Origin of the sequence: Ralstonia insidiosa, assembly GCF_008801405.1 — a bacterium.
Classification (GTDB): Bacteria; Pseudomonadota; Gammaproteobacteria; order Burkholderiales; family Burkholderiaceae; genus Ralstonia; species Ralstonia insidiosa.
The window spans coordinates 1561964-1585158 of the sequence record NZ_VZPV01000001.1 but is presented as its reverse complement, the minus strand read 5'-3'; the positions used below and the strand labels follow the sequence as shown (position 1 = coordinate 1585158).

Annotated in this window: 25 protein-coding genes and 3 tRNA genes; 14 read left to right on the top strand and 14 right to left on the bottom strand. The window is 62.1% G+C overall.

Annotated elements, in window-relative coordinates; translation table 11 throughout:
• Window positions 1-117: 117 nt before the first annotated feature.
• Both F7R11_RS07605 and F7R11_RS27165 read right to left on the bottom strand, forming a co-directional pair.
• The gene (locus F7R11_RS07605; RefSeq protein WP_064802384.1) at window positions 118-555 is read right to left on the bottom strand and encodes a T6SS immunity protein Tdi1 domain-containing protein; all 438 of its coding nucleotides are present in this window, start codon (window positions 553-555) and stop codon (window positions 118-120) included.
• Between the two features lie 126 nt (window positions 556-681).
• Window positions 682-1530, bottom strand: coding sequence for a hypothetical protein (locus tag F7R11_RS27165; protein WP_197495024.1), 849 nt, complete (start codon window positions 1528-1530; stop codon window positions 682-684).
• 175 nt (window positions 1531-1705) lie between these two features.
• Between F7R11_RS27165 and F7R11_RS07595 the strand changes: the two genes are divergently transcribed.
• Window positions 1706-2818 carry a hypothetical protein gene (locus tag F7R11_RS07595; protein ID WP_064802382.1) on the top strand — a complete coding sequence of 371 codons (1113 nt, stop codon included), beginning with the start codon at window positions 1706-1708 and terminating at the stop codon, window positions 2816-2818.
• A 70-nt stretch (window positions 2819-2888) separates the two neighbouring features.
• Here F7R11_RS07595 and F7R11_RS07590 read toward each other — a convergent pair whose 3' ends face one another.
• Both F7R11_RS07590 and lysM read right to left on the bottom strand, forming a co-directional pair.
• Complete coding sequence (locus tag F7R11_RS07590) at window positions 2889-3947, bottom strand: tyrosine-type recombinase/integrase (RefSeq protein ID WP_064802380.1); 1059 nt, start codon at window positions 3945-3947, stop codon at window positions 2889-2891.
• A gap of 196 nt (window positions 3948-4143) precedes the next feature.
• Complete coding sequence (gene lysM / locus F7R11_RS07585; RefSeq protein ID WP_048936013.1) at window positions 4144-4629, bottom strand: peptidoglycan-binding protein LysM; 486 nt, start codon at window positions 4627-4629, stop codon at window positions 4144-4146.
• A 266-nt stretch (window positions 4630-4895) separates the two neighbouring features.
• Here lysM and F7R11_RS07580 point away from each other — a divergent pair, with 266 nt between their 5' ends.
• Window positions 4896-5930, top strand: a complete 1035-nt coding sequence (locus F7R11_RS07580; RefSeq protein ID WP_064806223.1) for an extracellular catalytic domain type 1 short-chain-length polyhydroxyalkanoate depolymerase — start codon at window positions 4896-4898, stop codon at window positions 5928-5930.
• Between the two features lie 14 nt (window positions 5931-5944).
• On the opposite strand, the gene F7R11_RS07575 is transcribed toward F7R11_RS07580, so the two are convergent.
• The 3 genes from F7R11_RS07575 to gcvA form a co-directional block, all read right to left on the bottom strand.
• Window positions 5945-6253 (bottom strand): hypothetical protein, encoded by a 309-nt coding sequence (locus F7R11_RS07575; RefSeq protein ID WP_064802378.1) that lies wholly within the window; start codon window positions 6251-6253, stop codon window positions 5945-5947.
• A 107-nt stretch (window positions 6254-6360) separates the two neighbouring features.
• Entirely contained in the window at window positions 6361-6804 is a 444-nt protein-coding gene (locus F7R11_RS07570) for a YXWGXW repeat-containing protein (RefSeq protein WP_064802376.1), read from the bottom strand.
• A 73-nt stretch (window positions 6805-6877) separates the two neighbouring features.
• Window positions 6878-7813 carry a transcriptional regulator GcvA gene (gene gcvA / locus F7R11_RS07565; RefSeq protein WP_064802374.1) on the bottom strand — a complete coding sequence of 312 codons (936 nt, stop codon included), beginning with the start codon at window positions 7811-7813 and terminating at the stop codon, window positions 6878-6880.
• Between the two features lie 142 nt (window positions 7814-7955).
• Here gcvA and F7R11_RS07560 point away from each other — a divergent pair, with 142 nt between their 5' ends.
• A complete protein-coding gene (locus F7R11_RS07560) occupies window positions 7956-8789 on the top strand; it encodes a DMT family transporter (protein ID WP_064802372.1) in 834 nt (277 codons plus the stop codon).
• A gap of 22 nt (window positions 8790-8811) precedes the next feature.
• On the opposite strand, the gene greB is transcribed toward F7R11_RS07560, so the two are convergent.
• Window positions 8812-9375: a transcription elongation factor GreB gene (gene greB, locus F7R11_RS07555; protein WP_064802370.1), complete on the bottom strand. Its 564-nt coding sequence runs from the start codon at window positions 9373-9375 to the stop codon at window positions 8812-8814.
• Between the two features lie 114 nt (window positions 9376-9489).
• Between greB and F7R11_RS07550 the strand changes: the two genes are divergently transcribed.
• Window positions 9490-9566, top strand: a tRNA-Arg gene (locus tag F7R11_RS07550).
• Between the two features lie 238 nt (window positions 9567-9804).
• Window positions 9805-9881: transfer RNA gene (locus F7R11_RS07545), tRNA-Arg, on the top strand.
• A 148-nt stretch (window positions 9882-10029) separates the two neighbouring features.
• Here F7R11_RS07545 and F7R11_RS07540 read toward each other — a convergent pair.
• The gene (locus tag F7R11_RS07540; RefSeq protein WP_064802368.1) at window positions 10030-12456 is read right to left on the bottom strand and encodes a RelA/SpoT family protein; all 2427 of its coding nucleotides are present in this window, start codon (window positions 12454-12456) and stop codon (window positions 10030-10032) included.
• Between F7R11_RS07540 and F7R11_RS07535 the strand changes: the two genes are divergently transcribed.
• The gene (locus tag F7R11_RS07535) at window positions 12455-12670 is read left to right on the top strand and encodes a hypothetical protein (protein ID WP_064802366.1); all 216 of its coding nucleotides are present in this window, start codon (window positions 12455-12457) and stop codon (window positions 12668-12670) included. The two genes, F7R11_RS07540 and F7R11_RS07535, sit on opposite strands and share 2 nt — an antisense overlap.
• A 35-nt stretch (window positions 12671-12705) precedes the next feature.
• On the opposite strand, the gene rpoZ is transcribed toward F7R11_RS07535, so the two are convergent.
• The 3 genes from rpoZ to F7R11_RS07520 all read right to left on the bottom strand — a co-directional run bounded on the left by rpoZ (window position 12706) and on the right by F7R11_RS07520 (window position 14673).
• Window positions 12706-12909, bottom strand: a complete 204-nt coding sequence (gene rpoZ, locus F7R11_RS07530; protein ID WP_004630929.1) for a DNA-directed RNA polymerase subunit omega — start codon at window positions 12907-12909, stop codon at window positions 12706-12708.
• Between the two features lie 137 nt (window positions 12910-13046).
• A complete protein-coding gene (gene gmk / locus F7R11_RS07525; RefSeq protein ID WP_064802364.1) occupies window positions 13047-13712 on the bottom strand; it encodes a guanylate kinase in 666 nt (221 codons plus the stop codon).
• 25 nt (window positions 13713-13737) lie between these two features.
• Window positions 13738-14673 carry a YicC/YloC family endoribonuclease gene (locus F7R11_RS07520; RefSeq protein ID WP_031329403.1) on the bottom strand — a complete coding sequence of 312 codons (936 nt, stop codon included), beginning with the start codon at window positions 14671-14673 and terminating at the stop codon, window positions 13738-13740.
• Between the two features lie 157 nt (window positions 14674-14830).
• On the opposite strand from F7R11_RS07520, the gene F7R11_RS07515 reads away from it, so the two are divergent.
• The 6 genes from F7R11_RS07515 to F7R11_RS07490 all read left to right on the top strand — a co-directional run bounded on the left by F7R11_RS07515 (window position 14831) and on the right by F7R11_RS07490 (window position 19757).
• The gene (locus F7R11_RS07515; RefSeq protein ID WP_064802362.1) at window positions 14831-15856 is read left to right on the top strand and encodes a serine/threonine protein kinase; all 1026 of its coding nucleotides are present in this window, start codon (window positions 14831-14833) and stop codon (window positions 15854-15856) included.
• A gap of 105 nt (window positions 15857-15961) precedes the next feature.
• Complete coding sequence (locus tag F7R11_RS07510) at window positions 15962-16876, top strand: PP2C family protein-serine/threonine phosphatase (RefSeq protein WP_021195054.1); 915 nt, start codon at window positions 15962-15964, stop codon at window positions 16874-16876.
• Between the two features lie 101 nt (window positions 16877-16977).
• Entirely contained in the window at window positions 16978-17700 is a 723-nt protein-coding gene (gene rph / locus F7R11_RS07505) for a ribonuclease PH (protein ID WP_064802360.1), read from the top strand.
• An 11-nt stretch (window positions 17701-17711) separates the two neighbouring features.
• Entirely contained in the window at window positions 17712-18317 is a 606-nt protein-coding gene (rdgB, locus tag F7R11_RS07500) for an RdgB/HAM1 family non-canonical purine NTP pyrophosphatase (RefSeq protein WP_064806221.1), read from the top strand.
• 7 nt (window positions 18318-18324) lie between these two features.
• The gene (hemW, locus tag F7R11_RS07495; RefSeq protein ID WP_064802358.1) at window positions 18325-19593 is read left to right on the top strand and encodes a radical SAM family heme chaperone HemW; all 1269 of its coding nucleotides are present in this window, start codon (window positions 18325-18327) and stop codon (window positions 19591-19593) included.
• A gap of 74 nt (window positions 19594-19667) precedes the next feature.
• Window positions 19668-19757 (top strand) — tRNA-Ser (locus F7R11_RS07490).
• A gap of 20 nt (window positions 19758-19777) precedes the next feature.
• On the opposite strand, the gene F7R11_RS07485 is transcribed toward F7R11_RS07490, so the two are convergent.
• Entirely contained in the window at window positions 19778-20935 is a 1158-nt protein-coding gene (locus F7R11_RS07485) for an FAD-dependent oxidoreductase (RefSeq protein ID WP_064802356.1), read from the bottom strand.
• Window positions 20928-21368 carry a hypothetical protein gene (locus F7R11_RS07480; protein WP_064802354.1) on the bottom strand — a complete coding sequence of 147 codons (441 nt, stop codon included), beginning with the start codon at window positions 21366-21368 and terminating at the stop codon, window positions 20928-20930. Before F7R11_RS07480 ends, F7R11_RS07485 begins: the two co-directional genes overlap by 8 nt.
• Window positions 21369-21524: 156 nt before the next feature.
• On the opposite strand from F7R11_RS07480, the gene F7R11_RS07475 reads away from it, so the two are divergent.
• On the top strand, window positions 21525-22373 hold the full coding sequence (locus tag F7R11_RS07475; RefSeq protein WP_049286093.1) for an AraC family transcriptional regulator: 849 nt from the start codon (window positions 21525-21527) through the stop codon (window positions 22371-22373).
• Between the two features lie 67 nt (window positions 22374-22440).
• Window positions 22441-23073: a DUF2968 domain-containing protein gene (locus tag F7R11_RS07470; protein WP_064802351.1), complete on the top strand. Its 633-nt coding sequence runs from the start codon at window positions 22441-22443 to the stop codon at window positions 23071-23073.
• The last annotated feature ends 122 nt before the right edge of the window (window positions 23074-23195 follow it).

Genomic DNA, 23195 nt, shown 5'->3' with positions numbered 1-23195 from the left:
GCATAGTTCACTGTTTAGCAACTACAAGGTGGCAATCTAAGCGCGGATGGGCAACGCGTGGACGCAGGGTTCATGAATCAATGAGGCCCGTTTCGCGCGCATAGCTGACATGTTTTCTCAGTCGATGACCGAAAGCTTGACCGGTGTCCCATCCGGGAGACTGGCAATTTGTTGAGCTATGTCGCCAGAGACACGGATGAGCTCTTCGAGCGAGATCGTTCCGAGATTATCGCCACCGTACTCGCCGCCGAGTATGCCTGGGATCTTGAGGCAGAACTTCCGCCCTGCGGAGAGCGCTCCGAGCTGTTGCGTTGCTTGAGCCACCAGGACACTCATCTGCCAGTCCACCAAAAAATCACTATCGGCGGCTAGCACCTCAAACGCTGCTTCATCTGCGGCAACTACCTCGCAATAGCAATCTTCCGGGCAGAGTCGCCAGTACTGTCCGCGCACGTCTTTGATGATGAGATTGCCGAAATCGTTCTCGTCTACCAGTTCCAACGGCTTGATGCCGGTCCAACCCCAGGCGTTTTGAACTTCTTTAAGTATGTTCATCGTTCGCTCTCCCCACCGGTCGAAAGGGACCGAATATCAGCTATTGGCCGGGAACGGCCGGTCGCTGATCGCCCATCTACCCACAGCGGCGTTCGACAAATCAATCCGGCAACGTCATTGTTCTGCTCACCGCAGGTAGTCCAGATCTGTAACTTGGATGACCGTGGAACTCTGATCTACGCGCGGCAGCCGATGCGTGTACAGCTTGCCGAGATCTTCATTCTTTTCAATTCGTTCGAAGTGCTCTAGTTTTATCGCCAGAAAGTCTTCCTCCGTCTCCCTATTTTTCCGCACTTGACCCACCTCGATCGCCTTCAATGCACTGATCCAGTACCACTGTGTGGTCGTCGCAGAGGTCCTCCCCATGTAGGCATACCACACTGGTATCCTAAAGAGGCGTTCGAAAGCCAAGACCCGTTTCAACTCGGTTTCCAATGGAAGGGTGTACTCCCCCGCCGCGGACAACGTGTAATTTTTCGCGTCGACGGCAATCAGTCCAATTGATTCAAGAAGGACAAAAAAGTCGGGGCGCTTTACATTTCCCTTGAATAGGTCCGGAAAGGTCCTCTGCGACTGGTCCAGGTAGACGTAGCTAATTCCGATCGACTTGAGCCACGCATTCAATTGGGCCTCACCAATTTCGCCCTTTTCTTTGATTGACAGAAGCCCCTCCTCGAAGGGCTCGTGGCCAATCTGGTAAGTTCCGCCCAACTTGTCCGCCGGCTTATCCAACTCGTCCGCCACGCACCTCAAGAACTGCGCCATGCCCCGTCGTTCACAGCCCCCAAAGATGGAAAAAGAAAGCTTCTTCACACGGCCATAGGGATCCTGCTCAATATCAATCTGTGGCCGCTCACCGTCCACGAACTCTGCCTCGAAGAACGAGCTCACGGCGTTTCCCGTCTCTCCGTCGTGAGAGACTTTGCCAACGATGCTCCCAAATCCATGCCAGACATCGATCAACGAATTTGCCATATTTTTATCTGGTATTAAACCTATTGAAATCCAGTTCCGCCCGCTGAAATCATTCTCGATGATCTAGGGCCTCGCCGTCGACTTTGTCAAACGAAAAGTTGTCGACCGTTGTAAGCGTACAGACTCCTTCTGCCAAAATTGACGCTAAGCAAACCAATGGGGTGAGGAGATAGCGGTGGACGAAGCCTTCGAGGTGGTCACAGACATCGCAGAAATCTCGCGACTGAACAAACAGCTTGCGGAGCAATTACGGGCAACCCTCCCACACAAGGAGACCCGTGAGATAACCTATCCGGCTGGCCACCAGACCGGCACGGTGTATTTCGAGGCATCTACCGGCACCAACGTCCGCGCCTGGTCAGCGCACAACACTGGTGACAAGCTGGTGAACTTCGTTCTTTCCGCTGATCCCGGGACTACAAAGTGGATTGAGATTGCCGTTCAGTTGAACTTTCCGGCTGGCACCTATAATCGACGCATGGCCGGCGTCTTTATCAAGGACGGGAGCGGTGACATCTTCTTGGCGCATCGCGGCAAACTGACAAAAGGCTCAGGGCTTCCGAAGAGAAAGGTCTTCCGCGAGTTCGCAGCATCTACCGTCGAGGCTTCTGACAACGGCGGAACCTCAAAGGTCATCCTGATCGCCGGGTTGAATACCCCCGAACTTGCGGACCGCTTGTGGGGTTTCGCAGAGGAAGCCAGAGAGGTCGCGACCCGGCTGGGTGAAGAGCTGCATGGAGACGGGCGAAGCCAGTCCCAGGACGGGGCACAATCTGGAGAAGGCGACATAGGCGGTCGTGACGGGCCTAGCGGGGCAAGTGGAGCCCAAGCAGGTGACCAGCAGCCTACCTCGACAGCGCACAGACTCTTGAGGCTGCGGCGCTACTTCGACGAATATTCGGGCGACGTGCACTCGAAAGGGCATGGAGGCGGCAAACGCACTGTCGAGCATGGTGCAGTCGTCCGGGCCTTGGAGCTTCTCCTGCGTAGCAATGGCGACAGCCAGAAGGCGCAGGCCATCGACTTAGCGATCGTCGCCGCTTCCAGAGTTGACCTCTTCGAGGTGAAGACCTCCGCCCGCACGACGGACGTATACACGGGAGTCGGTCAATTGGTCATCCACGGAGAGTGCATCAAGGAACTACTCCGGCTCCCGGTGAATCGCTATCTCGTCGTGCCTGAAGAGCCGAAGACCGACCACCGGCGAGCAATTTCTGGCGGGGCGGGCATCGCGGTCGTCATTTACCGAAAGAAGGGTTCGGAGTACCAGTTCACCGGATTGAACTAATGTGGCGGGGTAATGCAATGCGGAAGGTAGCAAGGAAAACATCTCGAATCCGGTCGCAAATGAGAAGTTGCTAATCGAGCTTCCTGGCCAAGTCTTCAGCTCTCGGATGGTAGTAGCGCATGAGCATTTTTGGATCTCGATGACCGGTAATCTTCGCCAGATCGTGCAATGGGAAGATCGAAGCTAGCCTTGAGGTGGCCTCGTGGCGCAGATCGTGGAACGTAAGGTCAACCAAAATCTCGGGGCTAGCTGCCTTACCTCTCTCTTTGCAATCCCGCTCATACGATGCTCTTGCACGCGCAACTGCCCTTTCGAATGCGCGGGTTACTGCATCCTGTCGGATTGGAAAGAACTTGCCACCCTCGGGTGTCTGCAGAGACGCCAAAACTGACACGGCCTTGGAGGACAGGGGGACATCTCGAGCATTGCCGTTCTTCGTAATCGGCAACCGGGCAACACGACGATCTAGATCGACCTGGCTTTGCTCCAAGGCGAGCAGCTCACCCCGGCGCATCGCCGTCTCTACGGCAAGATCGATCAGCGAGGGAAGATAGGCGGATGACGTTGCGGCCTTCACGTAAGTCAGCTCGTCTGATGAGCCCCCTTCTGGTCCGCTTTGCTCGATCGCCGAAATTCGACGAGCGCGCTCGTTCTTCACCGAAGGCTTACGTACCAACTCGACCGGATTCGTTAGGCTCTCCAGCCCCCACTCCTTCCGGGCTATAGAGAAGAGATGCGATACAACGGCGAGACGTCGGACTACCGTGGCTGGACTGTGCGTCTCGGACCATTCATCCCGTAGTTTCGCGATATCAGCCCGGCGTACAGCCGCGAGTGATCGACCCGAAAGCCAAGACGCGCGCAACATGCGGATGATCGACTTCTCCTGCACAGCGCCCCGCTTACTGGACACTATCTCCGCTTCATATCGATCCAGTGCCTCCCGGAAAGTCGTTCTCTCCGCTTCGGAGCTACTGACGAACCTGCCTCGGTCCATTTCAAGTTCAACCGATCTCGCCCATTTTTCTGCGTCGGCTCGAGTTGAAAAGGTTTTGGACTGATCAGGGTAGCCCTTCCGCCGAATCTTGGCTTGCCACTGAAGGTCCCCGCGCTTGGTAAACGTTGCCATCAGCTGGTAGCCTGGGAGTCACTGTCCCAAAATTGTCCCAAAAAGCCGATTACCCGTCAAATATCCCCGTAATTCAGCAGTAGACCTTCCGATTCGTAATGCGAAGGTCACCAGTTCGATTCCGGTCAGCGGCACCAGAATTCAAAAAGCCCAGTCTTCATCGACTGGGCTTTTTGCTTTGGCCTTGTGAAACCGTTCAGATCTTGGGGATCCGCAGTTTCTGCCCCGGGTAGATCTTGTTCGGGTCCGAGAGCATCGGCTTGTTGGCCTCAAAAATCACCGGGTACTTGTTGGCATCCCCGTAGGCCTCCTTGGCGATGGCCGACAACGTGTCACCACGCTCCACGGTGTGCCAGTCCGATTCTTCCGACTCGGTATTCACCGACATCTGGTCGTCCACCGATTTGATCCCTTCGACATTGCCACAGCACAGGATGATCTTCTCGCGCGTGGCTTGATCCGGCGCCACGCCGAACACCTTGGCGGCATCGCCCTCCACCTGCACCGACAGTGCCGTGGCGCTCAGGCCTTGCTGGGCGATGTAGTCCTGAATCGCCTGACCCTTGGCATCGTCGGCGGCCTTGGCGGCATCAGCGTCTGCAGATGCGTCAGCCGGCGCGGCTGCGGCGCTGCCGTGGAACAGCTTCTCGCCAGCCTCTTTGATAAAGTCAAAAAAACCCATAACGACCTCCATAAGTACACAACGGGGAACGGGAAATCAGCAGGCGCAGACAGCCGGGGTGCGCCCTTCGCCGCAGTGTAGCCGCTCACGTGCGGTGTCTCCATTACATGCGCCGGCAAATGCAAACTTTGCGATTGCCGGCATGCTGCAGCGCAACAAGATCACTGGCACAATGGTCTCATGCTGAAACACTTGCGATACGCCGGTGGGGCAAGCACCATCGTCCTCATCCTGGCTATTTGCTGCCGCCAATGAACCGCATCTGGATGAAATCCATTTCCCGGGTGGTCGACGCGCTCACCACGCCAGGCTTTGGCCGCCAGACGTGGCCGCCCAAGCCGGTCCGCCCCGCAAAACCCGGCACACGCCGAGAAACCGGGCGCCACATCCACCCCACGCCCACCCAGGGCACTTTCGCGCGGGAGCAATTCATCTACGAACCGGAGTCGCCGGCCGTCGTGGCACGCCGACCGGAGTATTGGCTTTACACGCCACCACTACGTGGCAGCAAGCCACCCGCGCTGATGGTGATGCTGCACGGCTGCAAGCAATCGGCCGAGGTGCTGGCGCACGGCACGCGCATGAATGCGCTGGCGGATCGTGAAGGCTTCATCGCGCTGTATCCGGAGCAACCGCGCCGCGCGCATCCACAATGCTGCTGGCACTGGTACGACCCCGAGCACGTCGGCGCGCGCGAGGCCGATGGCATCTGCCGGCTGGTCGAACAAACGCTGGAGCAGACCGGCGCAGATCCTTCACGGGTGTATCTGGCAGGGTTGTCGGCGGGCGCGGGATTGGCCGGCCTGATGGCACTGCGCCATCCAAAGCTGTTTGCCGCGCTGGCCCTGCACTCCGGCCCGGCGCTGGGCATCGCGCGTACGCCCGCCTCGGCGTTAAACCTGATGCGGCGCGGCGCTCGCGTGGATCCACTCGAAGCGCTATCAACCATGGTGGATGTAGCGGCCTACCCCGGCATGCCGACGATGCTTCTGCATGGCTTGCGCGACGACGCCGTCAACCCGGCCAACCAAGCACAACTGGCCTCGCAGTTTCGCGCACTGAATCACCTGACCGATGCCACCGGCGTGTCGCGCGAAACCTCGCGCGGCGACGGGTTCGTCCTGCGCAACGACATGCGTGACGGTGAATGCGTCGTCAGCCTATGCCAGCTCACGGCAACCGGTCACGCCTGGAGCGGTGGCGACCCCCGCTATGCCTTCCACGCACCCGGTCCGGATGCGACCTGGCTGTGGTGGCAATTCGCGCGACGCCACATGCGCGAGGCCGCGCTGGCAGCCTAGGAAATGCGCCAGCGTCAGAGGTCGATCGACTGCTGAACGCTGCCGTGCCCCAACAACGCGTCGATCAGGCCATAACCGCGCGCGAGGCCGGCATCTTCTGCCGATTCACGCGTCGGCAACGGACGTTCGTCATGCGAATGCGCGACCAGTGTTTCAACGGCTGTAGGGTCTGCACCCGACTCGCAGATGCGCACAACGAAATCCCACAGCCTTGGCGTTGCCGCCCCGCCCTTGACCGACTTGCGTGCGGCACGCGGAATGGCCAGCACGTAGACGTCGAAATCCTTGTACACCTCGGTGCGCCAGTTCGATTCCACGGTCATGTTGCCTCCCCTCGAGTACGCCGGCATGACAGACACATCGTGTCGACATTGCAAACGCGCCCCGAAAAAAACACAAGCCGGTACATGACCGGCCTGTCTTCATTGCATCAGCATTCGCCCCTCTTGGCGTGACCTGGAGGGCAGTGATAGCGATCATCACGATCGCGGCGGTCGTGGCCCCAGTCGCGGCCTCGGTCGCGGTCGCGATCACGCCAACGGCCATCACCACCGCGATCCCAGCCACCCTCGTGCATTTGCCAGCCACGCGGGCCTTGCTCCCAACGCGGCTCACGCCAGTGGTAGCCCTCGCGCCCATGCACGCGATAGCCCGGCCGCCACATATAGCGGCCATCACGCCATTGCCAGTAGCCCGGCGTCCATACGTAACCCGGCGGCATCACGGGAACCGCTTCATAACGCGGCGGCGGCGGTGCATACGTCGGGCCAATCTGTACACCAATGGACACCTGCGCCTGCGCAGGCACGGCAATCGACGCCGCCACACCAGCCGCAGCCAAACACGTGGCGAGAATCCATGCGTTCTTTTCCATCGGGGGATCTCCTTCTTCTGCAATCAAGCTTGAATCGATCCTAGCATCGGCCAACGTCACCATCCCTAGGGTGTTACGCGGCGTTACCTTCGTTACCGGATGCGGAAACCGTGTTCACGTTTGCGTGACGCGGCCCTCGCGCTTCTTCAAGCCATGCGCAGAATGCCTGCACTACCTCGTCACCGAGATTGCGTGCCGGGCAATACCAGTAGTAGCTGCGTGCGGCAAGCGCCAATGCCGGAAATGGCGCGACCAACCGCCCTTCCTCCAGGTCTTCAGTGATGAGCGCCGACGGCCCCATCGCCACCCCAAGCCCATCGATAGCCGCCTGGATCGACAAGTAGAAATGCTCAAACGTGAGCGCGTGTGCAGGCCGCAGATTGGGCACGCCCGCCAGTACTAGCCAGCTCGGCCAGATCGAGGGCAGTGTGTCTGAATGCAGCAGCGTGTGTCGCCGCAAATCCGACGGCGCATCCAGCGGCGCGCGCTTGAGCAGTGCCGGGCTGCATACGGGAAAGCGGCTCTCATCCAGGAAGCGCCCCGACCGAAACCCTGCGTGGATCTCCGGCCCGCCACGAATGATCACGTCAAAGTTGTCCGGCAGGTCTTCGATCTCTTCGATGGACGTGGTGAGCCGCACCTCCACGCGCGGAAACCGCATCTGAAATGTCGACAGGCGCGGAATCAGCCAGCGCATCGTGAACGTCGGGATGCTGTTCACACGCAAGATGCGCGCCGCATCGCGATCGCGCACCGACTGGCTGGCCACACTAATGCGATCAAGCGCCACACCAATCTCCGAAAGGTAGCGCTGCCCCGCATCGGTCAGCTCCACACGCCGGTTCAGGCGTCGAAACAGCGGCACGCCCAGCCACGCTTCCAGCACCTGAATCTGCCGACTGATGGCGCCATGGGTGACATTCAATTCCTCGCCTGCACGCGTGAAGCTCAGGTGGCGCGCCGCCGACTCAAAAGCACGCACAGCATTCAACGGAGGCAGTTTGCGCATATCGCGTGAGTTTTTTGCACAGATCGAGTCAGTATATATCGATTGTTGATCACAATTTGCGGCGATACGCTATCGCCTTCCCACTCAAGCCGATGCGCCGTCGAGTGAGAAAAATCGACTCGACCTCCAATCCCCGCTCATCGTGACTCCCGCCGTCATCGCCCTGGTTCTGTGCGCCGCCCTGCTCCACGCCTCGTGGAATGCGCTGCTGAAAAGCGGCTCCGACCGCCTGCGTGCAATCACGCTGATGACGCTGGCTTCCGGCTTGGCCGCGGTGCCGATGGCAATCGCGCTTCCGTTGCCGGCCCCGGCTGCGTGGCCATACGTGGCGCTGTCCGCCGTGCTGCACGTCGGCTACAACGTGTTTCTCGCGCGGGCCTACCGGTTTGGAGAATTCGGGCAGGTGTACCCGATTGCGCGCGGCTCGTCGCCGCTGTTGGTGACGATGGGCGCCGCACTGTTTGCGGGTGAGATGCCCGGCGCGATTGCGCTTGCGGGCGTGGTGCTGGTCAGTGCCGGCATCCTGAGCCTGGCGCGCGGTCGCAAGGCGGACCTCGGCTCTACGCTCGCCGCACTCACCACCGGCGTGTTCATCGCCTGCTACACAGTGTGCGATGGCATTGGCGCCCGCGTGGCCGGCAACGCGAATGCGTACTCCGCATGGCTGTTCATGCTCGATGGCCTGCCGATGGTGCTGCTCTATCGCCTATGGAAAGGCCCACTGAACATCGATCTGCGCGACACCGACACGCTCAAGACGTTCGGTGGCGGCGTAGTCTCGCTCGTCGCATATGGCATCGTCATCTGGGCCGTGACGCTCGCGCCAATGGGGCCGGTATCGGCCCTGCGCGAAACGTCGGTGGTGTTTGCCGCACTGCTTGGCCGCGTCTTCCTGAAGGAATCGCTCACGGCGCGGCGCCTGTCGGCCTGCTCGGTCATTGCCTTTGGCGCCTACTGTCTCGGGCACCCGGCGTGAGCACGGCGCTCATGCGGCATATTCAAGCAGCGCGCGGCGGGTACTTAACCTCCAAAATGTCGATCTGCTCGACGCCCGCAGGCGTGCGCAGCGGCACCGTATCCCCCTCGCGCGCCTTGATGAGCGCACGCGCAATCGGCGAGACCCAACTCACGTAGCCCTTATCGAGATCGACCTCGTCCATGCCGACGATGGTGATGGTGGTCTCATTGCCTGCCTGGTTGGCATAGGTGACCGTCGCGCCAAAGAAAATCTGATCGTTGTCGCCCTGCAGACTGGCGTCGACCACTTCCGCTTTCTCGATGCGGCGCGTGAGGAAACGGATGCGACGATCGATTTCGCGCAGGCGCTTCTTGCCATAGAGGTAATCGCCGTTCTCTGAGCGGTCACCATTCGATGCCGCCCACGACACGATGCCGACCACTTCGGGTCGCTCCGTGTCGATGAGGTGCATCAACTCCGAGCACAGGCGCTCATAGCCAGCGGGCGTGATGTAGTTCTTCGAGCCCGGTGGCAGCGGTGCAGCGCCCTCGGGCAGATCGTCTTCGTCATCGCCGGCGTCTTCCCGGACGAAAGCCTTGTTCATGATAGAAGCAACGTGGGTTCAGAACCCTATTATAGAAAGTCGGCCCTCCAGAAGAAAAAGTGAAGAAGGGGGTTCACAAGGTCGAAAAATTCTGTATAATCTCATTTCTCGGTTGCGGCTGTAGCTCAGTTGGATAGAGTACTTGGCTACGAACCAAGGGGTCGTGGGTTCGAATCCTGCCAGCCGCACCAACCTAATAAAGGCAAAAAGGGCTTCCAGAAATGGAAGCCCTTTTTGCTTGTCCGCCCGCTTGTCAGCGCTCACCGGTAAGCTGCGCACGCGCCACAAGCGCAAGGCGTCGACAAGAAAACCGAGGATCAAGAAGCGGAATCGACAGACCTCACCTTCTTTCTGGCATCACGCGCGTCGCAACACGTGATTCGCCACTAGACACTCCGCAGATCACATGTATAATCGCGCCCTTCGGTTGCGGCTGTAGCTCAGTTGGATAGAGTACTTGGCTACGAACCAAGGGGTCGTGGGTTCGAATCCTGCCAGCCGCACCAACCTGATAAAGACGAGAAGGGCTTCCAGAAATGGAAGCCCTTTTCTTTTGCCTGCGCCCTCCATCAGGGTGCTGTGCGCGCAGACCACAAACAAAAAAGGCGAAGCCAATCGGCCTCGCCTTCCTTTTGCATCTACGCTTCGCCTCGGCTAATCACCGCGATCCCGCGCAATGCGGATCACATCGGGGTTGCGCCGCAACGCCCGCATCACGTCGGCCAGATGCACACGGTCGTGCACCTGGATCAGGAACGTCATATACGTCGCCTCCTGATCGCCCTCTTGCTCCATCGACACGTGCGCCACGTTGGCATCGGCCGAGGTCAGGTCCGCCGCCACACGCGCAAGGATGCCCTTCGTATTGCGCACGAGCACCTTGATCGACACGTCGAACGCACGCGTGGTGTGCTCCGCCCACATGACATCGATCCAGTGTTCCGGATCCTTGCTGTGCAGGCGCTTGGCCACGCGACATTCCTGCGCGTGAATCTGCAGCCCTTCGCCCTTGCCGATGTAGCCCACGATGGAGTCACCCGGGATCGGCCGGCAACACGACGAAAACGCCATCGCCATACCCTCATCACCACTGACGGTGACGGCAGGCGCCTCTTCGTTGGCGAAGGTGTGCACGGCGGCCATCAGGGCTTCGTCACCCTCGTGCCCGCCTTCTTGCAGCACGATCTCGATGCGACGCGCGATCACGGCCGGTACACGGCGGCCAAGCGCGAGATCGGCAAAGATATCTTCACGGGCCTTGTTGCCAGTCCACTGCACGATGCGCTCCCACACTGGAGCAGGCACCGCCTTCATGTCGATGCCGATCTGGCGCAGTGCCTGTTCCAGCAACCGCTCGCCAAGCTGAATGGCCTCATCGAGCTTGGCCGTCTTGAGGAAATGGCGGATTGCCGCACGCGCCTTGCCGGTACGCACGAACGTGAGCCACGCCGGATTCGGCTTCGAGTACGGCGCCGTCACGACCTCAACGATGTCGCCGTTCTTGAGCTCCGTGCGCAGCGGCAACAGCGCGTTGTTGATCTTGACCGCCACGCACTGGTTACCCAGGTCACTGTGCACCGCGTAGGCGAAGTCCAGCGCCGTGGCACCGCGTGGCAGCGCGCGGATCTCGCCCTTGGGTGTGAACACGTAGACAGCGTCCGGGAACAGGTCGATCTTGACGTGCTCCAGGAACTCCTGCGAATCGCCCGTCTGGCTCTGGATGTCGAGCAGCGACTGCAACCATTGGTGCGCTTGCTGCTGCGCGCGATCGGGCTCGTCGTGATGCTGCTTGTACATCCAGTGCGCAGCCACGCCGGCTTCTGCAATCTGGTTCATCTCGCGCGTGCGAATCTGGAACTCGACCGGCGTGCCGAACGGCCCCACCAGTGTCGTGTGCAGCGACTGATAACCGTTGATCTTCGGGATCGCGATGTAGTCCTTGAACTTGCCGGGCATCGGCTTGTACAGGCTGTGCAGCGCACCCACGGTCATGTAGCACTGCATCTGCGTGTCGACCACCACGCGGAAGCCATACACATCCAGCACCTGCGAGAACGACAACTGCTTGTCGTGCATCTTGCGGTAGATGCTGTAGAGCGTCTTCTCGCGCCCCGTGAGTTCTGCCTGGATGCCCGCATCGGCCAGCGCGCGCTGCGCTGTCTCAAGAATGCGCGTCACCACCTCGCGACGGTTGCCGCGAGCCGCCTTCACGGCCTTCTCAAGCGTCGCATAACGGAATGGCGAACCGATGCGGAAACTCAGTTCCTGCAGTTCGCGATACGTCGTATTCAGACCGAGTCGGTGCGCGATCGGCGCGTAAATCTCCATCGTCTCGCCCGCGATGCGGCGACGCTTTTCGGGCGGCACATGGTCGAGCGTACGCATGTTGTGCGTGCGGTCGGCCAGCTTGACGAGAATCACGCGCACATCGCGCGCCATCGCGAGCAGCATCTTGCGGAAGCTCTCCGCCTGCGCCTGCTCGCGGCTTTGGAATTCCAGCTTGTCCAGCTTGGTCAGGCCGTCGACCAGCTCCGCGACCTTGGGGCCGAATTTCTCGGCCAGCTCGCTCTTGGTGACACCCTGATCTTCGATCACGTCGTGCAGCAGCGCCGCCATGATCGATTGCACATCCAGCTTCCAGCCCGCGCAGATCTCTGCCACGGCCACCGGGTGCGTGATGTACGGCTCACCGCTCTGACGATACTGGCCGAGGTGCGCTTCGTCGGAGAAGTGAAACGCCTCCTTCACCAGCTTGATATCGGCCGGCTTCAGGTACGACGACAGCTTCTCGGTCAGCCCCGAGATAGAGACGACCTGCTGACGCGGCGGCGTGGCCGGCTGCGAGGTCGGGCCGAACAGATGCCGATAGGTCTGCTCCAGCACCGCATCGATGAAGAGCTTGTCGCCTGTCGCGTCGGGCTTGCTCTCTTGCTCGGCACCTTCGGCAGCATGCGCCTTGGTCGATTTTGGCGCTTTCGGCAATAGCGCAGACCGCTCGCCTACCAGGTCCGCACCACGCGGGTCAGGCAGGTTCGGCGCCCCCGTGCGCGGTGACGTGGGGCCGGAAGCGGAAGTCGGCATGGAAACGAAGGAAGCAGTGGAAGACCCAGGCTGCGGTGTAGAACCACTCGCCGCGTCCGACGTGTTGCCGGACGACTCCGCCGGCGGCACGTTGTGCTCGTGCGTGGCGGAGCGTTGGTTCCTGGGCGAAGAAGAAGCGGGCGAGGTAGGCATGCCGGGGTCTTGTGCGTTCGCGGCTTTCACATCCACGAAAGATCGCAAGAACGATCAGTGACCAAGGCAGCGTACCACGCCGGGTAATGCGTCAGCTCAGGACGGAACCTTCTTGAGCATCTCGATACCGACTTGGCCGGATGCGATCTCGCGCAATGCGGTCACGGTCGGTTTGTCCTTGGCATCGACCTTGGGCGTGTGGCCCTGCACCAACTGACGGGCGCGGTATGTTGCGGCCAGCGCCAGTTCGAAGCGATTCGGAATCTGTTTCAAGCAATCTTCGACGGTAATACGCGCCATGAAAACTCCACCTGGTGGCAAATCTTGTTGATCTCGGTATTTTAGCAGCAGCGCGGCACTCGGCCCGGATTGCACCTCGGCGCGGGCTCTACCACACTTTTACAAAAGCGCCGGAAAATGCCAGCGCTTCATGTCGCTCAGTGAATGCCCAACTCGACGAAAAGCTCGCCGTGGCGCGCCTTCTGCGCACCAAAGCGCAGGCGCGTGGCCTGCACTACCGTACGCAACTCAGTGAGCGCGGTTTCGAACACTTCGTTGATGATGATGAAGTCGGCCTCGGGCGCATGTGCCATCTCGGAACCCGCAGCCAGCAGGCGGCGCACGATCACGTTCGGCTCGTCCTGACCGCGCTTCTTCAGGCGATCTTCCAGTGCAGTGAGCGACGGCGGCAGGATGAAGATCTCGACCGCATTGGCAAAGCGCTTATGCACCTGTTGCGCGCCCTGCCAGTCAATCTCGAGCAGCACATCGGTACCGGCGCGCATCTGCTCTTCAATCCACACGCGCGAGGTCGCGTAGTAGTTGCCATGCACCTCGGCCCATTCGAGAAACTCGCCGCGATCACGGCAGGCCTTGAACTCCTCGACGGTCATGAAGTTGTACTCGCGGCCGTGCTGCTCGCCGGGACGCGGCTGGCGCGTGGTGGCCGAGACCGATAGGCGGATCGACGGGTCCTGCGCCAGCAGCGCATTCACCAGCGTCGATTTGCCGGCGCCGGAGGGTGCCACGACCATGAAAAGGCTGCCCGGGAAATGGTTCTCAATGGGCGTATCGACGGCAGAGTGCGCTTGAGAGGATGGCATGTTCTAGTTCTGTTGTTCTGGGGTGTTATTCGAGATTCTGGACTTGCTCGCGCATCTGCTCGATCAGCAGCTTGAGCTCCATCGATGCATCGGCCAGTTCCTTGGCGGCAGCCTTGGAGCCCAGTGTGTTCGCCTCGCGGTTGAGCTCCTGCATCATGAAGTCCAGGCGCTTGCCGAGTTGACCGCCCTTCTCCAAGAGATGGCGCGTTTCGCGCAGGTGCGCCTGCAGGCGCGAGAGCTCTTCAGCGATATCGATGCGGATGCCGTAGACGGTGGCTTCCTGGCGGATGCGTTCGGACAGTTCATCGCGCGTGAGCGCCGGCGTGCCTTCCGGCGCAGCCAGGCCAAAGGCCTCGCGCAGGCGCTCGGTCAGCTTGTCCTGGTGTTGCTGGATCAGGTTCGGCACCATCGGCGACAGCTCTTCAACAATCTTGAGCATGGCGTCAACGCGGTCCAGCAGCATCGCCTTGAGTGCATCGCCCTCACGGCGGCGGGATTCCAGAAGTTGCTTGAGCGCCTCTTTGGCGGCGTCGACCACGGCATCGCGCAGCGCATCCTGGGTCAGTTCAGGCTCGGCCAGCACGCCGGGCCAGCGCAGGATCTCGCCCATGCGCAGCGAACCCGACGCGGGCAGATAGCGCGTCACTGCCTGCTCAAGCTTGGCCAACTGTTGCAGCACGCCGACATTGAGCGCCGCCACATCGCTGGCGGCTTCCTGGCGTTGCAGGTTGATCCGGCATTCGAGCTTGCCGCGCGACAGTGCGCTCATGAGCATCTCGCGCAGCGCCGGCTCGAAAGCGCGGCACTCTTCCGGCGCGCGGAAGAACAAGTCGAGAAAGCGCGAGTTGACGGTGCGGAACTCGACCGACACCGTGGCGACGTTGCCGCTCGGTGCGCCATGGGCGTCGGTAAAGGCTGCCTGGCGTGTAGCTACGCCGTAGCCGGTCATGCTGTGGATCATGAAATCGAGGTGTCTTCTTAGAGGTGCTGGATGCCCGGCGTGCCGCAATGCAGACCTTGGCACGCTGAGAATTGGCGGGGAATCCCCCACCTTTTGTCGCTTTACAACGTGTGGACGGGTCAGAGAGAATCCGACAGCCATTTCGCCACACAAACCCATGACAGAGTCAAAAGGCTCAGGACAGCCACGCAGTGCACCGTTGCCGGTCGGCACCCTGCTGTCCAATTATCGTATTGTAAAGAAGTTGGCCAGCGGGGGGTTCAGCTTCGTCTATCTCGCCACCGATGAGCATGGGACGCCGGTGGCCGTGAAGGAATATCTGCCGTCTTCGCTGGCCCGTCGCGCGCCCGGCGAATTGATTCCTGTCGTGCCGGAAGAAAGCGCGAGCGCATTCCGCCTCGGGCTCAAGTATTTCTTTGAAGAAGGCCGCTCGCTCGCCCGCATTTCTCACCCCGCCATCGTGCGCGTGCTCAATTTCTTCCGGGAAAACGGCACCGTCTACATGGTGATGACGTATGAGCAGGGCAAAACGCTGCAGGAGCACATCCTCAACGCGCGCCAGCAAGGCAAGCTCAAGATGCTGCGCGAGCGCTTCATCCGCCAGGTCTTCCATGACTTGATGAGCGGCCTGCGCGAAGTCCATATCCACAAGCTGCTGCACCTCGATATCAAGCCGGGCAACATCTACCTGCGCGAAGACCATTCGCCGATCCTGCTCGACTTTGGTGCCGCACGGCAGACGCTCACCGCAGAGGCCTCACGCTTCCAGCCGATGTACACGCCGGGCTTTGCCGCACCGGAGCTGTACCGCAAGCACAACGAGCTGGGCCCGTGGACCGACATCTACAGCATCGGCGCGACCATCTACGCCTGCATGGCCGGCACGCCGCCGCAGGAAGCCACGCAGCGTGAGAAGGAAGACAAGCTGGAAGAAGGCCTGGAGCGCTTGCGCAAGGTCTACACGGCCAGCCTGATCGACCTGGTCGGCTGGTGTCTGAAGATGAAGCCGGAAGAGCGCCCGCAGAGCGTGTTCCGCCTGCAGAAGGTGCTGCGCGAAGAAAGCAACGCATTGACCGAACTGCAGGCCCTGACCGCCATCACACAGGGCGGCCCGATGCCAGAAGAGAAAGAGGCGCTGACCACACGTTTCATGAGCCGCCTGTTGCGCCGTCGGGACAATTGACCGCCGAGTTGCCTTCTGTTGGCGGAGTATGATTCCAACACGGTGCAGCGCTGGACGGGACCAGCCGCCGTACCGCCTCCCTTCACCGAAACCTCAATAGCCGCAATGCGATTCTCGGTCTATCAAGAAAGCAAAAAGGGCGCGCGACGCGTCAACCAGGACCGCATGGGGTACTGCTTCACGCGCGATGCCATGCTGATGGTGCTGTGCGATGGCCTGGGCGGACACTCGCTGGGCGAGGTCGCGGCCCAGCAGGCACTGCAAACCATGGCGCGCCAATTCCAGCGCCACGCCCGCCCGTCGATCCGCAATCCGCACGACTTCCTGCACGAGAGCATCATGCTCGCGCACCGCGACATCCACCGCTATGCGGAGACGAATGGTCTGCCGGATGCGCCACGCACCACCATCGTCTGCGCGCTGGCGCAGCGCGGCTCGCTGCATTGGGCGCACGCCGGCGATTCGCGCATGTACCTGATGCGCAAGGGCGAGCTGGTGACGCGCACACGCGATCACTCCAAGATCGAGAACCTCCTGCAGCAGGACCGCGTGCTGCCAATGCAGGTCGCGCACCACCCCGAGCGCAACAAGATCTACAACTGCCTGGGCTCGCCCAACCTGCCGCTGATCGACATCGGCGGCCCGGCCAACCTGGAGCCGGGCGACGTCGCCATGCTGTGCTCCGACGGCCTGTGGGGCAGCGTGCAAGAAGACGAGTTGGTCGACACCTGCACGAGCTTTTCGGTCACACAGGCGATTCCGGAACTGATTGCCCGCGCACTGCGCAATGCCGGCGACACGGCCGACAACACCACCGCCATCGCCATGATGTGGGAGCTGGACGCGGTGACCACCACGCAGGATTCTGTGCAGACCGACACCCTGCCGCTGAACGCCTTCACCACCTCCATCCTCGACGCGCCGGGCGGCGAGTCGGGGCTGATGTCGGAAGAGGAAATCGAGCGCTCCATCGCCGAGATCCGCGCCGCCATCGACAAGACCAGCAATCTGACGCGCTGAGCGTCTCCTCGCTGTCCACACCGGCCCGCCCTGCCCGCATTACACCGGCAGCGCGGGCCGGTATCATGTCGGGCTATCCGTTTTCTCAAGCGAGACCCCACATGCGTCCCAGCGGCCGTCAGTCCGATCAACTCCGCCCCGTCACCCTTACCCGCCACTTCACGCGCCATGCAGAAGGCTCGGTGCTGGTGTGCTTTGGCGATACCCAAGTGCTCTGCACGGCCAGCGTGCTGCCCAAGGTGCCGCCGCACAAGAAAGGCAGCGGCGAAGGCTGGGTGACGGCCGAATACGGCATGCTGCCGCGCTCCACGCACACCCGCTCCGACCGCGAAGCCGCGCGCGGCAAGCAAACCGGCCGCACGCAGGAAATCCAGCGCCTGATCGGCCGGGCAATGCGTTCGGTGTTCGATCTGGCGGCGCTGGGCGAATACACCATCCACCTCGACTGCGACGTGCTCCAGGCCGACGGCGGCACGCGTACGGCCAGCATTACCGGTGCGTTCGTGGCGGCGCATGACGCCATCTCTGCCATGCGCGCAAAAGGCCAGTTGCCCGAGGGCGCACAGCCGATACGCGACTTCGTCGCAGCGGTGTCAGTGGGCGTGGTCGATGGCGTGCCGGTGCTCGATCTGGACTACCCGGAAGACTCCGCCTGCGATACCGACATGAACGTCGTCATGACGGGCAGCGGCGGCTTTGTGGAAGTGCAAGGCACGGCTGAAGGCACGCCGTTCTCGCGCGCGGAAATGGACGCGTTGCTCGGCCTGGCCGACCAGGGCATCCGCACGCTGATCGGCCTGCAGAAGCAGGCGCTGGGCCTGTGAGCAAGGTCGCCATGCGCAAGATCGTTCTCGCTTCCAATAACGCCGGCAAGCTGACGGAGTTCAACGCACTGCTCGCCCCGCTCGGCTTCGACGTGACGCCGCAGGGCGCACTCGGCATTCCCGAGGCGGAAGAGCCCTACGCGACCTTCGTCGAAAACGCACTCACCAAGGCGCGCCACGCGAGCCGTGCCTCGGGCCTGCCTGCGCTGGCGGACGACTCTGGCATCTGCGTGCACGCGCTGGACGGCGCGCCGGGCGTGTACTCCGCGCGCTATGCGCAACTGGCCGGCGAAGAGAAATCAGACGCCGCCAACAACGCCCGCCTCGTGCGAGAACTGGCTGGCAAGGCCGACCGCGGCGCACACTATGTTTGCGTGCTGGTCTACGTCCGCCATGCTGATGACCCGCAACCCATCATTGCCGAGGGCAACTGGTTCGGCGAGGTGATCGACGCGCCGCGCGGCGATGGCGGCTTCGGCTACGACCCCTACTTCCTGCTGCCCGATCTCGGCAAGACCGCTGCTGAATTGACGAAGGCCGAGAAGAACAACGTGAGCCATCGCGCACAGGCTCTCGCGCAACTGGTCGAACGGCTGCGCTTGTTTGAAAACGCTTGAAGTTTCGATGATTCCGATTCACCCCGCCGGCGCAGCCAAGACGCCCTCCGCGACCGCCGCTGAAACCGGCGATAAAGTCACCTCCGTCTTCCTGCAGCCGGGCAAGATCAGCCTGCCCGCTTCACCGCCGCTGTCCTTGTATGTGCACGTGCCGTGGTGCGTGCGCAAGTGCCCGTACTGCGATTTCAACTCGCATGCGGAGCCCGACCAGGGCATTCCGGAAGAACGTTTTCTCGCGGCCGTGCGGCAGGATCTGGAAGCTGCGCTGCCGATGGTGTGGGGCCGGCATGTGCACACCATCTTCATCGGCGGCGGCACACCGAGTTTGTTATCCGCGCAGGGACTGGACCGGCTGCTGTCGGACATCCGCATGCTGCTGCCCGTCGATGCCGATGCCGAGATCACAATGGAAGCGAACCCCGGCACGTTCGAAGCCGAGCGCTTCCGCAGCTATCGCGCCAGCGGCGTGAACCGCCTGTCGATCGGCATCCAGAGCTTCAACGATGCACACCTGCAGGCGCTGGGCCGCATCCACAGCTCCGCCGAAGCGCGTGCGGCCATCGACATCGCCCGCACACACTTCGACAACATCAACCTTGACCTGATGTTCGCCCTGCCCGGCCAGACACTCGCCGAGTGCGAGGCCGATGTGGAAGCCGCGCTGTCGTTCGATACCAACCACGTGTCGCTGTACCACCTGACGCTGGAGCCGAACACCTACTTCGCCAAGTACCCGCCCGCGTTGCCGGACGACGACGCGGCGTTTGCAATGCAGGACTGGATTCATGCGCGGCTGGCTGCGGCTGGCTACGAGCATTACGAGGTCTCGGCGTATGCGAAGGCGGGCAAACGCTGCAAGCACAACCTGAACTACTGGCAGTTCGGCGATTATCTTGGTATCGGGCCGGGCGCGCACGGCAAGCTGAGCTTTCCGCACCGGGTCATCCGCGAGATGCGGCACAAGCATCCGGACACGTATCTGCGTCAGGCCGAAACAGCAGGCGGCGCGGCCGTCGTGCAGGAGCAGCGCGAAGTCGACGCGGCGGATCTGCCATTCGAGTTCATGCTCAACGCGCTGCGCCTGACGGACGGTTTTCCGGTCACGCTGTTCCAGGAACGCACTGGCCTGCCGCTTCGTACGATCGAGCGCGAACTCGATGCCGCCGAACAACGCGGCCTGCTCTCGCGCGACCATGTGGCGATCCGCCCAACCGAGCTGGGACAGCGATTCCTGAACGATCTGCAGGAATTGTTCTTGGCCGACGACGAAAACTGACGGTTGCCGGCTGTCGCATTGCGCGATGTGCCGCTACAATGGCGGCCTTGCGTGCAACGCGCAGCGAAGTACAAGGAAGCGTGGCCGAGTGGTTTAAGGCAGCAGTCTTGAAAACTGCCGATGGGGTGACCCATCCGTGAGTTCGAATCTCACCGCTTCCGCCAGTCCCTTTCTCCCTCCCTTTTCAAGCCAACGCCCCGAGCAGCACATCCGTGCCTTGTCGCGACGCGTCGATCGCGCGGGCAGTCGTCTCCCGCAGCACCGCCTCGTAGCCGGCAATCGCCGCATCGAGTCCCACACGCCCCTGCCGTACCTCGCCTAGCCATGCCACCAGATTGGCCGCGTCGGTCAGCGCGGTGTTGGCACCCAGGCCACCCGCGGGGCTCATCGCGTGGATCGCATCGCCAAGCAGGGTCACGCGGCCGCTTGCCCACGGCACCAACGATTGCGTGGCGCGCACCGGCAGCATGACGGTCGAGGCCGCGTCCCCATAGGCAAACAGCGCACGCAGTCCGCGCGCCCAGCCGAGGGAGAGCCCTGCGACGCTCGCATCGGCGTTGCCACTCGCACCCAGCCGGTGATTCTGTGCGATCACGGCCCAGTACAGATACGGTTCCACTTCGCTCAGCCCAGGCTGGAGTTGCGCGGGTGACATCGCAAAACGCATCGCATCGATGATGACGGCCAGCCCATCGCCAAAGACGATCGTCGTATTCCCGGGCAGCCGGTCATCGATACGCGCCAGCGCGGCGGGCGTCAGATACGTCTTGCCGTAGATGACGGAAGCATCGGTCAATGCGGGTTCGGTCCCTGGCAGCCGCTGCGCCCGCACGCCGGAGTGCACGCCATCAGCGCCGACCAGCACGTCAGTCACAAGCGTCGAGCCGTCGTCGAATGTCACTTCGATGCGCCCGTCTTCGCACGACCGGTGACGGACATGCCCGCGCCCAAAGTGCACCCACTTGCCGATGCCGTCGAACAACACCTCGCGCAGCGTCTGGCGGTGGGCGTTCAGGTCTGCGGGCTCATCGGCATCGTCGTCGCGCCACGAATCGACCCAACGGCCATCCACCGGACGCAGATGCGGATCGAACAGGTTCACGCGGCGCGCCGGCACCGCGCAGGTCTTGCGGAACAGCGTGTAGCGCGACGGTGGCAGACAGTCCTGCAGCGCCCGTTGCCCGGCAGCATCGATACGGATGCGATAGCCCTGCGGACGGCTACCCATGGCGGCGTCGCGCTCGAATACATCGAAGGCGATACCGCGACGGCGCAGCCCTTGCGCGAGACACAATCCCCCCAGTCCCGCGCCGATGATGGTCACATGCAATGGTTCAGACATCGGCCCACTCCGTAAATGGCGTCGATTGATCGGAGTCATTGCCCAGCGCACGCCGGGCGGCGTCCAGTGCCACATCAAAACTGGCGACAACCACCATCGGCACCTTGAATGCCTGCACGGCAATCGCTGCCTGCGCACGCACGGCCAGCCGCTGCACTGGATCGGGCTCGACGTGGACCAGCGCCCGGCACTGCCTGGCAAGCGCCGTCTTGTTCCCCTTCAGCCAGATGGCACGCAGCCGGCGATCTTCATGCGCCTCGTCCATCTGCTGAACGCCGTGGATCACCACAAACGGCTGGTTGCGCGCCAACAGCGCCTCCATCTCACGCGCCCACTGCGGCGCATACCCTGGCGCCTGGGCGCCACTGCGCAACATCACGATCGGCCAGGCCGAGATGTCGTAGATACGGAATCTGTCCAATGCTTCTGCCATGTTTCCCTCTGCTCGGATTGCGGACCATGAGCGGCCCCTGTGGGCCGTGGGGTCACTATCGCGCACCGCAGCAAAGACGTGATAACGTGGTTTGGACAGAAACTATTGGAAACCCGCCAACCGCACATGCGCGCGCAACCTCGCACCTGCGATGCCATGCCAGCCCGCCCCACGGCCGAGCTGGTCACCCTCAAGGCGTACAGCGAACGCACAGACGGCCCCGAGATCGTCGCCGTGGTAGGCACTGCCGAGAGCAACGACCGGCTCCAGTTCGGCACGCGTGAAGTTGACTGGCACAGCCATCTGCGCGGCCAGATCTTCTGCGTGGACAGCGGCCTGATGCACGTGCGCACACGGCATGGCTCGTGGATCCTGCCGCCACATCGCGCCGGCTGGATTCCCCCCGGCGAGATGCACAGCGCCACCATCAGCGGCGTGATGAGTGGCTGGTTCGTGCTGGTTGCGCCCGCGTGCTGCGCCGATCTGCCTGACCGGCCATGCGTGGTTGGCATCAGCGACGTCATGCGTGCGCTCGTGCGCCGTGCCGTCACCTGGCCTGTCGACGAATTCCTCTCGCCGGAAAGCCGGCGTATTGCCGCGGTGCTGCTCGACGAGCTGCGCCACGCACCACGCGAGCCGCTGCACCTGCCACTGCCGACCGACCGGCGCCTGGCGCGCATCGCGCAAAGTCTGGTCGATGCGCCGGGTGATACACGCACGCTGGAAGCCTGGGCCGAATGGGCCGGCGTGTCGCCACGCACGGTCAACCGGCTGTTTCTGGCGGAAACCGGCATCGGCTTCGCGCAATGGCGCCGCCAGGCCCGGCTGGTCCACGCGCTCGAACGCCTGGCCGCCGGTGAGCCGGTAGCCAACGTGGCCGACGCACTGGGCTACGCCTCGCCCAGCAACTTCATCGCCATGTTCCGTCAGTACTTTGGGCAATCCCCGGCGCGCTACTTTGGACGACGCGATTCGTCTGCGGCCGCATCCGCTGACGATGCCTGACCAATCCCCCCGGAATCCGCGGGCAAAGCTGATATAGTCGCGTCGGCCCCGATTTCCGATTCTTGCGATGTCTCTCGTCTTCCGCCGAACCGTTCTCACGTTTGCTGCCGCAGCTTCCGTTGCGGGTACCGGATTGGCGCATGCCCAAGCTGCGACGCCCCAAGCGCCGGCTGCAGCCACGGCCGCCTCTGCCGGCACCGTGGCCGAACTGCAGCAGTTGCTGGCACAAAAGCGCCTGACCGAGCTACGCACCACCTACAACGGCGACTACGGCACGAGCCTGCTGCTCGTGAACGAAGACACCACCGCTTACGTCGCACTGTCGTATCGCAAAGAACTGTGGCGCGTGTACAAGTTCGCGTCGGTCGCGCCGGCTGAAGGCGCGTACGACACGCTCGCCCGCCAGACTCGCGTCTGGGCTGAAGATGACCTGCGCCGCGCCGTCACCGCCGGCCAGAAAGCCCAGCTTGAGCGTGAGGCTCAGGCCGCTGAGCAGCGTGCTGCCTCGCTGGGTCAGGAAGTCCGCATCATGAAGGCGCAACGCCAGAAAATGCTGGAAGAGCAGCAGACCGTGCGCCAGCAAACCCAGGCCCTGGACGTCGAGCGCCGCGCCTACAAAGCACAGGTTGATTCGCTGCAACAGCAGATTCGTCTGCTGGAAAAGCAGCTCAACGACCCGAACTGGGCGCCCGCTCCGTAAGACACTCCACGCTATTTGTCCCCTGGCTTGCGGTATGCACCGCAGGCTGGCGGCCGCCTGTCTCCGACACATCCCTCAACAGTTTTAGGAGAAGTCTGATCGACCACCTCCTGGCGGGCTCA

Bases quoted from the DNA above. Each gene is read 5' to 3' on its own strand.
- F7R11_RS07605 (WP_064802384.1), bottom strand. From the start codon at position 555: ATGAACATACTTAAAGAAGTTCAAAACGCCTGGGGTTGGACCGGCATC.
- F7R11_RS27165 (WP_197495024.1), bottom strand. From the start codon at position 1,530: ATGGCAAATTCGTTGATCGATGTCTGGCATGGATTTGGGAGCATCGTT.
- F7R11_RS07590 (WP_064802380.1), bottom strand. From the start codon at position 3,947: ATGGCAACGTTTACCAAGCGCGGGGACCTTCAGTGGCAAGCCAAGATT.
- lysM (WP_048936013.1), bottom strand. From the start codon at position 4,629: ATGGGTTTTTTTGACTTTATCAAAGAGGCTGGCGAGAAGCTGTTCCAC.
- F7R11_RS07580 (WP_064806223.1), top strand. From the start codon at position 4,896: ATGAAATCCATTTCCCGGGTGGTCGACGCGCTCACCACGCCAGGCTTT.
- F7R11_RS07575 (WP_064802378.1), bottom strand. From the start codon at position 6,253: ATGACCGTGGAATCGAACTGGCGCACCGAGGTGTACAAGGATTTCGAC.
- F7R11_RS07570 (WP_064802376.1), bottom strand. From the start codon at position 6,804: ATGGAAAAGAACGCATGGATTCTCGCCACGTGTTTGGCTGCGGCTGGT.
- gcvA (WP_064802374.1), bottom strand. From the start codon at position 7,813: ATGCGCAAACTGCCTCCGTTGAATGCTGTGCGTGCTTTTGAGTCGGCG.
- greB (WP_064802370.1), bottom strand. From the start codon at position 9,375: ATGAACAAGGCTTTCGTCCGGGAAGACGCCGGCGATGACGAAGACGAT.
- F7R11_RS07535 (WP_064802366.1), top strand. From the start codon at position 12,455: ATGGAAACGAAGGAAGCAGTGGAAGACCCAGGCTGCGGTGTAGAACCA.
- F7R11_RS07540 (WP_064802368.1), bottom strand. From the start codon at position 12,456: ATGCCGACTTCCGCTTCCGGCCCCACGTCACCGCGCACGGGGGCGCCG.
- rpoZ (WP_004630929.1), bottom strand. From the start codon at position 12,909: ATGGCGCGTATTACCGTCGAAGATTGCTTGAAACAGATTCCGAATCGC.
- gmk (WP_064802364.1), bottom strand. From the start codon at position 13,712: ATGCCATCCTCTCAAGCGCACTCTGCCGTCGATACGCCCATTGAGAAC.
- F7R11_RS07520 (WP_031329403.1), bottom strand. From the start codon at position 14,673: ATGATCCACAGCATGACCGGCTACGGCGTAGCTACACGCCAGGCAGCC.
- F7R11_RS07515 (WP_064802362.1), top strand. From the start codon at position 14,831: ATGACAGAGTCAAAAGGCTCAGGACAGCCACGCAGTGCACCGTTGCCG.
- F7R11_RS07510 (WP_021195054.1), top strand. From the start codon at position 15,962: ATGCGATTCTCGGTCTATCAAGAAAGCAAAAAGGGCGCGCGACGCGTC.
- rph (WP_064802360.1), top strand. From the start codon at position 16,978: ATGCGTCCCAGCGGCCGTCAGTCCGATCAACTCCGCCCCGTCACCCTT.
- rdgB (WP_064806221.1), top strand. From the start codon at position 17,712: ATGCGCAAGATCGTTCTCGCTTCCAATAACGCCGGCAAGCTGACGGAG.
- hemW (WP_064802358.1), top strand. From the start codon at position 18,325: ATGATTCCGATTCACCCCGCCGGCGCAGCCAAGACGCCCTCCGCGACC.
- F7R11_RS07485 (WP_064802356.1), bottom strand. From the start codon at position 20,935: ATGTCTGAACCATTGCATGTGACCATCATCGGCGCGGGACTGGGGGGA.
- F7R11_RS07480 (WP_064802354.1), bottom strand. From the start codon at position 21,368: ATGGCAGAAGCATTGGACAGATTCCGTATCTACGACATCTCGGCCTGG.
- F7R11_RS07475 (WP_049286093.1), top strand. From the start codon at position 21,525: ATGCCAGCCCGCCCCACGGCCGAGCTGGTCACCCTCAAGGCGTACAGC.
- F7R11_RS07470 (WP_064802351.1), top strand. From the start codon at position 22,441: ATGTCTCTCGTCTTCCGCCGAACCGTTCTCACGTTTGCTGCCGCAGCT.